Raw genomic sequence first — 6,464 nt, forward strand, 5'->3', positions numbered from 1 at the left:
GGGCCTGCAGCCGCACGCCGCAGCACCTACAGAACCTGCCGCCCCTGCAGAATCCGCTTCCTAAAGTTCGACGCCGATCAGCAGCGGTTCCGGGTGCAGTTCAATTCCGAAGCGTTCGACGACGCCGCGGCGCACCTCACGCGCGATCGCCAGCAGGTCCGCGGTGCTGGCGTTTCCCCTGTTGGTGATGGCCAGCGTGTGTTTGGTGGACAGCGAGGCCCGGCCACCAGAAACGCTGTCCGGTTCCAGCCCGTACCCCTTGCCGTAGCCGGCCTGGTCGATCAGCCAGGCCGCCGAGAGCTTCGTCAGCCCGTCCGCGCCGCCGGGGTAGCGCGGCGCGCCCTCCGGCAGCCCGGCGGCCACCTCTGCCGGCACGATCGGGTTGGTGAAGAAGGAACCGGTCGAGTAGGTGTCCCGGTCCGCCGCGTCCCACACCATGCCCTTGGACGCCCGAAGCCGGAGCACCTCGCGCCGGACATCGTTGGCATAGGCCCGCTTGCCGGCCTCGACGCCCAGCACGCGGGCGAGTTCGGCATAGCGGATGGGGGCGCTCATCCGGCCCAGCGGCAGCTGGAATTCGACCGTAAGCACCACGTAGCGGGGCGAGCCGTTGACGGTGGTCTGCTTGAGGACCGAATCCCGGTAGCCGAACTTCAGTTCGGAATTGGCGAAGGTCCGCACGGCATTGTTTTCCCGGTCCCAGGTCCGCACCGTAGCGATGGTCTGGGAGACGTCCGAGCCGTAAGCGCCAACATTCTGCACCGGCGTGGCGCCGCTGGCGCCCGGGATGCCGGAGAGCGCCTCGATCCCGGACCAGGCGTGCCGCACCGCGTGCTCGACCAGGGCGTCCCAGTTGTGGCCGGCCTGGACCACGACGGCGACGCCGCCGCAGGAGTCCTCCGCGTTGACTTCGAACCCTTCGGAGGCGATTTTCAGCACGGTGCCGGGGAACCCGGCGTCGGACACCAGCAGGTTGGAGCCGCCGCCGAGGATCAGGAGGGGCTCACCGGCCGAGTCCGCTGAGCGGACGGCCTCGATGATCTCGGCCTCCGTGCGGGCCTCGATGAAGCGGCCGGCGGGGCCGCCAACGGCGGCTGTGGTCAGGGCGGAAAGCAGTGTCTGGGTCACCCCACCAGCCTAGCCGGGGATGGCGGGGCTCCGTTAAGCGGGTCGGTCGCCAGTCGGGAATGGCGGGGCTCGGTTAGGCAGTGGCCGCTAGCCGGGTTTCCGGGCAACCGGGGAAAGAAGGAAGCTGACCACGAGCATCACCATCACGGCCAGCAGGGAGTGCAGGATACCGACGTGCTCTGCCAGCAGGCCCAGCAGGGGCGGGCCGCAGAGGAACGCCCCGTAGCCGATCGTGGAGACCACCGAGACCCGGGCGGCGGCCTTGGCCGGGTCGTCGGCGGCGGCGGACATGCCCACCGGGAAGCCCAGCGAGGCGCCCAGTCCCCAGATGGCCAGAGCCACATAGGCCAACCACGGAACCGGCGCGAAGACGAACAGGCCCAGTCCCAGCACGGCGAGGGCGGCGCACCAGCGCATCACCGGGACGCGGCCGAAGCGGTCCAGGACCACGGTGCCGGTGAAGCGTCCAATGGTCATAAAGGTGACGAAGAGCCCATACCCGGCGGCACCGGCGGCGTCGGACTGGCCGTGGCCATCGGCCAGCGCCAGGGCTACCCAGTCCCCCGCCGCGCCCTCGGCGAGGGCCAGCCCCAGCACGAGCACGCCCAGCAGGAGCGTCCGGCGGTCACGCCAGGCCAGCGCGATCTGCCGCTTGTTGTCCAGCGGCTCGTCGTGCCGTTCCGTGCCTGTGTCTGTGTCTGGCAGTAGGACCGGAATGGGTCCGGTGGACGGATCCTCGAAGGTGTCGGGACCGGCCGGCTTGAATGCCGGGCCGCCGTCCGCCGGAGTGATGTCGGCCCGGAACCAGGACGCGGCGGTGGCCACGGACCCGGCGACGAGGAGCCCCACGGCGGCGAAGTGCCAGAACACGGGCATCCCGGCCCCGGCGGCCCAGGCTCCTGCCGCCGCGCCCGCGACGGTGCCGAGGCTGAACGATCCATGCAGCCGGGGCATGATGTGCCGGCGGACGGCGCGTTCCACCGCGGCACCCTCAACGTTGGAGGCGGTGTTCCAGCTGGCCGTGCCGAGGCCGATCACGGCCAGCCCCGCCGCCGCGACGGGCGGACTGACCAGGACCGATGTGCCCAGACCGGAGAAGACCAGCCCGGCGCCGACCAGGATGCTGCCGATCCGGATGGTCTGCTTCGAGCCGAACCGCAGCACGATCAGACCGGACGCCGAGACTGAAATGAAGGAGCCCAGTGTCATGCAAAGCAGCAGCAGCCCGACATTCCCCGGCGTGAGGTCCAGCCCGTCCCGAATGGCCGGCAGCCGGGACACCCAGGTGGCGAACGCGATGCCGCTGACTGCGTAGGCGGTCACGACGGCGTTACGCCAGTGCGTGACCTCCGCGGCCTGGCCGGTGCGCAGGTTCACCGCATCGCCATGCGGTCTAGCCCAGCCTGACGACGGCCTGCGCCTTGACCAGCACCTTCTGGCTGGCGCTGGTGACGGTCAGGTCCACGCGGGCGGTGCCCTTGTCGGCGTCGAGCGCTCCGATGGCGCCGCTGATCTCGATTACGGCGCCGGCCTCGGCCGTCCCCGTGGTGTCGGACACCGGGACCGGTTTTGTGAAGCGGGTCTGGAAGTCGACGACGGCGGCGGGGTCGCCGGCCCAGTCGGTCACCAACTGCACGGCTGAGCCCATGGTGAACATGCCGTGCGCGATCACGCCCGGCAGGCCCACGCTGGTGGCGAAGGCCTCGTTCCAGTGGATCGGGTTGAAATCGCCGGAGGCACCGGCGTACTTGACGAGGTCAGAGCGGGTGACGGTGATGCTGCGGCTGCCGATGTCCTGGCCGACGGCGAGTTCCGAAAATGTGGGTGTCATGATTACTGTCCCTCTCCGCGGACGAGAATGGACGAGGTGGCGGTGGCGACGGCCTCGCGTGCGTCGTTGCCGGCCGCGCCGGCCCGGTCGGAGGCCACGCCAACGCCTGCGTCGGCGTCGGCGTCGGCGTCGGGCAGGGCGAAGATTTCCGAGCGGGTGGTGATCATCGCACCCCCGCCCATGGCGCGGACGCCGTCGACGTGCAGTTCGGCCACGAGCCGGTCCCCCGCGACGATGGGCCGGTGGTGGATGAAGCGCTGGTCCGCGTGAACCACCCGGGAGAAGTCGATGCCGGAGTCCGGGTCCTCGATCAGCTGCGCGTCGGCCCGTTGCGCCACGATGATGGCGAAGGTCGGGGGCGCCACGAGGTCGCTGTGTCCCAGCGCCCGGGCGGCGTCAACCTCATAGTGGGCCGGGTGGGTGGCCTTGACGGCGCGGGCGAACTCGCGGATCTTCTCGCGGCCGACGTCGTACACCTCTTGGGCAGGGTAACTGCGCCCCTGCAGATCCGGGTTAATAGTCATGGTTCCAGCCTAGCGTCAGGCCTCCGGCGGCCGTTGCCAATGACAGCGGGCTGACCAGAATGACGGAACGCGGTATGATGAAAACATCATTTCATCAATCCATTGTCCCGTTACGGCGTCCGCGGGCCAGAAAGCGCAGGCAGCGATGATTTCGGCAGCGCAAACCCCCTTGTACGAGATCAAGGCGAACCTGTTCAAGGCCCTCGCCCACCCGGCACGGATCCGCGTGCTCGAATTGCTGTCCGCGGCGCCCGACAACTCGGCCCCTGTCAGCTACTTGCTGGCCGAGACGGGCCTCGAAGCATCGCATCTGTCCCAGCACCTCGCCACGCTGCGCCGGCACGGGGTGGTGGTTTCCTCCCGCTCTGCCAACGCCGTGACCTACCGGCTGGCCCATCCGAAGATCGCTGAACTGCTCGCCATTGCACGGACCTTCCTCCTGGACAGCCTGGCCGATTCCAACGAACAGCTTAAACTCGCCCACGACCTGCCCAGCGACCATCTGCAGGGTTCCAATTCATGAGCGCCGTCCGGGCGCATCTCAGCCGGTTCCTGCCGTCCCGCCGTGACTATGACGGGCTCCGCTCCTCCTGGAAAACGGATCTGCTCGCGGGCATCACCGTGGGGATCGTGGCCCTGCCGCTGGCACTGGCGTTCGGGGTGAGTTCCGGCGTCGGCGCCGAAGCGGGACTCATCACCGCCGTCGTGGCCGGACTGGTCGCCGCAGTGATGGGCGGCTCGCACGTGCAGGTCTCCGGTCCGACCGGCGCGATGGTGGTGGTGCTGGCCCCGGTTGTCGCCGCCCACGGCGCCGGCAGCATCGCGCTGGTGTCCCTGATGGCCGGGCTGCTGGTGGTCCTCCTGGGCATCAGCGGGCTCGGCCGGGCTGTGGCCTTCATCCCGTGGCCGGTGGTGGAGGGGTTCACTCTCGGCATCGCCGCGATCATCTTCCTCCAGCAGGTCCCGATGGCCACCGGCACCGTGGGCATACCCGGCCACAACACCCTGCTCGCCGCCGTCGAAAGCGCCTCCCAGGCCACCTCGCCCGCCGTGCTTCAGACGCTCGGCGTCGTGGTGGGAGTGGCGGCCGTGATGCTTCTGCTGCCGAAGCTGAACAAGGCTCTGCCCGCGAGCCTGATCGCGGTCCTGTTGGCCACCGTGGCCGCCGAACTGCTTCGACTGGAGATTCCGCGGATCGGCGAGCTGCCGCATTCCCTGTCAGCACCGTCGCTGCCTGCTTTGGATCCAGCAGCGCTGGGCGGGCTGCTGATGCCCGCGGTGTCCATCGCGATGCTCGCGGCCATCGAGTCGCTGCTTTCCGCCCGGGTGGCGGCCGGCATGGTTGGCCCGGACGGGAGGCCCTCCGGCGCCTACAGCCCGGACCGGGAGCTCACCGGGCAGGGACTCGCCTCCGTCGCTGCCGGGCTGTTCGGCGGCATGCCGGCCACCGGTGCCATCGCCCGCACCGCCGTCAACGTCCGCTCCGGCGCCAAGACCCGGCTCTCCGCGATCGTTCACGCGCTGGTGCTGCTGGCCATCATCTACCTGGCCGCCGGGCTGGTCGGCAGGATCCCGCTCGCGGTCCTGGCCGGGATCCTGATGGTCACGGCCACCCGCATGGTGTCACGGCGAACGGTGCAGGCCATTATGCACTCCACCCGGGCCGATGCCTTCGTGTTCATCCTGACCGCCCTGATCACCGTGGCCTTCGACCTGATCGTGGCCATCGAGATCGGACTGGTCGCCGCGGCCCTCTTCACGCTGCGGAAGTTCGCCTCGCTCAGCGGAGTGAACCGCGAGGAGGTTCCGGGGCCCCGCGTTGAAGGGGACGAGCACATCGCCATCTTCCGGCTCGACGGGGCCATGTTCTTCGGGGCGGCGGAGCGCGTTCTGCAGGAAATCAGCCAGGTCAAGAACATCCAGGTGGCCATCATCCGGCTGTCCCAGGTGCGGATGCTCGACGCGACCGGGGCCCACACGCTGGTCGAGGTCATCTCGGCGCTGGAGCTGCGCGGCGTGACCGTCCTGCTGAAGGGGGTCCAGCCGCAACACCTTGAGCTGGTGACCAACGTCGGGGTGATCCGTTCGCTGCGGCACCACAAGCACCTGTTCACGTCGCTGCCCGAGGCTGTGGAGCACGCCCGCAGCCATGTGCTGCGGAACGCTGCCGCTGAGGTAACTGCCGGCTAAATGTGCCTCCGGGCCAGGGCTTCTTTGGGCTAACGCCGGAGGTTCTTCCGGATCGTCTGGCCGCGGACCACAATCCCGGCAATGTGCAGGACGAGGCCAAGGCCGATCACCGCGAGCGACGCGACCGCCAGGCCCTGGTTGCCGGTGGTGTTCCCCACCAGGTTCAGGCCGATGCCGACGGCGAGCAGGCCCATCGCGCTGAAAACCAGCACCTTGTAGGTGGTTGAGGCGGAGTCCCAGAATTCTTTCAGCACCGTGCCAGTCTACGGGGCCGGGGGCGCCGCGCCAGGTCCGCCCGCGGGGCGCTGGAACCTTTGTGGACCTGACCTTCATACCCGTAGCGCTGTTCGATTTTGGCCGCGGAAAGAGTTGACCCCGGGGTTGCCGCCCCGATTTCCCATGGTCGAAGAGTGTCCGCCACAGGCCCGCGCCACCCGGCAGCCTGGTGCGTGAAAAGTGTCGCAGGTAACTGACAGTCTTGGTCCATGGATATCTCGGCCTTGAGTGTGGAGAGCAGGGAGGCTTTGGCGGCGGTCGGGGCGGCGACGGCGGCGCTGTTTGCCTTCCCGGGCTTCGCTGCTGAGGCCGGCGCTGACCGCGCTGGATCATCCGGCATTGGCGGCCCTGATCCGCTGCGGGATGATCCGATGCGGGACCGGGTGGATGGTTCCCTGGACGCTCTGGCCCTGGTGGTCGCGGTGGACGGCCCGCTGGCTGCGCTGAAGGTGCAGCTGGCCGCGGACATCGTGAAGGACACGCAGGCGCTGGCGCCCCCGGCGGCGTCGCTGCGG

At 69.3% G+C, this 6,464-nt stretch carries 7 protein-coding genes and 1 pseudogene; 3 read left to right on the top strand and 5 right to left on the bottom strand.

The genetic code is table 11. The annotated features are described in order from the left end of the window. Positions 1–60: 60 nt before the first annotated feature. The 4 genes from AC50YM_RS19445 to AC50YM_RS19460 all read right to left on the bottom strand — a co-directional run bounded on the left by AC50YM_RS19445 (position 61) and on the right by AC50YM_RS19460 (position 3,483). The gene (locus AC50YM_RS19445) at positions 61–1,128 is read right to left on the bottom strand and encodes a UDP-N-acetylmuramate dehydrogenase (RefSeq protein ID WP_494958581.1); all 1,068 of its coding nucleotides are present in this window, start codon (positions 1,126–1,128) and stop codon (positions 61–63) included. Positions 1,129–1,215: 87 nt separating this feature from the next. Beyond that, positions 1,216–2,505 carry an MFS transporter gene (locus AC50YM_RS19450; protein WP_494958582.1) on the bottom strand — a complete coding sequence of 430 codons (1,290 nt, stop codon included), beginning with the start codon at positions 2,503–2,505 and terminating at the stop codon, positions 1,216–1,218. Between the two features lie 16 nt (positions 2,506–2,521). Further along, positions 2,522–2,959 (bottom strand): MaoC family dehydratase, encoded by a 438-nt coding sequence (locus AC50YM_RS19455; RefSeq protein WP_494958583.1) that lies wholly within the window; start codon positions 2,957–2,959, stop codon positions 2,522–2,524. 2 nt (positions 2,960–2,961) lie between these two features. Beyond that, entirely contained in the window at positions 2,962–3,483 is a 522-nt protein-coding gene (locus AC50YM_RS19460) for an FAS1-like dehydratase domain-containing protein (RefSeq protein ID WP_494958584.1), read from the bottom strand. Positions 3,484–3,628: 145 nt separating this feature from the next. On the opposite strand from AC50YM_RS19460, the gene AC50YM_RS19465 reads away from it, so the two are divergent. Continuing rightward, a complete protein-coding gene (locus AC50YM_RS19465) occupies positions 3,629–4,006 on the top strand; it encodes an ArsR/SmtB family transcription factor (protein ID WP_494896313.1) in 378 nt (125 codons plus the stop codon). Then, on the top strand, positions 4,003–5,673 hold the full coding sequence (locus AC50YM_RS19470; protein ID WP_494958585.1) for a SulP family inorganic anion transporter: 1,671 nt from the start codon (positions 4,003–4,005) through the stop codon (positions 5,671–5,673). The genes AC50YM_RS19465 and AC50YM_RS19470 overlap by 4 nt, the downstream gene beginning before the upstream one ends. Before the next feature lie 29 nt (positions 5,674–5,702). Here AC50YM_RS19470 and AC50YM_RS19475 read toward each other — a convergent pair whose 3' ends face one another. Next, positions 5,703–5,927 (bottom strand): DUF3188 domain-containing protein, encoded by a 225-nt coding sequence (locus AC50YM_RS19475; protein ID WP_494896317.1) that lies wholly within the window; start codon positions 5,925–5,927, stop codon positions 5,703–5,705. A gap of 231 nt (positions 5,928–6,158) precedes the next feature. Here AC50YM_RS19475 and AC50YM_RS19480 point away from each other — a divergent pair. Continuing rightward, positions 6,159–6,464: pseudogene (locus AC50YM_RS19480) on the top strand (hypothetical protein); the annotation flags it as partial.

It is taken from the genome of Pseudarthrobacter sp. RHLT1-30-1, from assembly GCF_059383415.1.

Coding starts and splice junctions, on each gene's coding strand:
- AC50YM_RS19460 (WP_494958584.1), bottom strand. CDS start 3,483: ATGACTATTAACCCGGATCTGCAGGGGCGCAGTTACCCTGCCCAAGAG.
- AC50YM_RS19455 (WP_494958583.1), bottom strand. CDS start 2,959: ATGACACCCACATTTTCGGAACTCGCCGTCGGCCAGGACATCGGCAGC.
- AC50YM_RS19465 (WP_494896313.1), top strand. CDS start 3,629: ATGATTTCGGCAGCGCAAACCCCCTTGTACGAGATCAAGGCGAACCTG.
- AC50YM_RS19470 (WP_494958585.1), top strand. CDS start 4,003: ATGAGCGCCGTCCGGGCGCATCTCAGCCGGTTCCTGCCGTCCCGCCGT.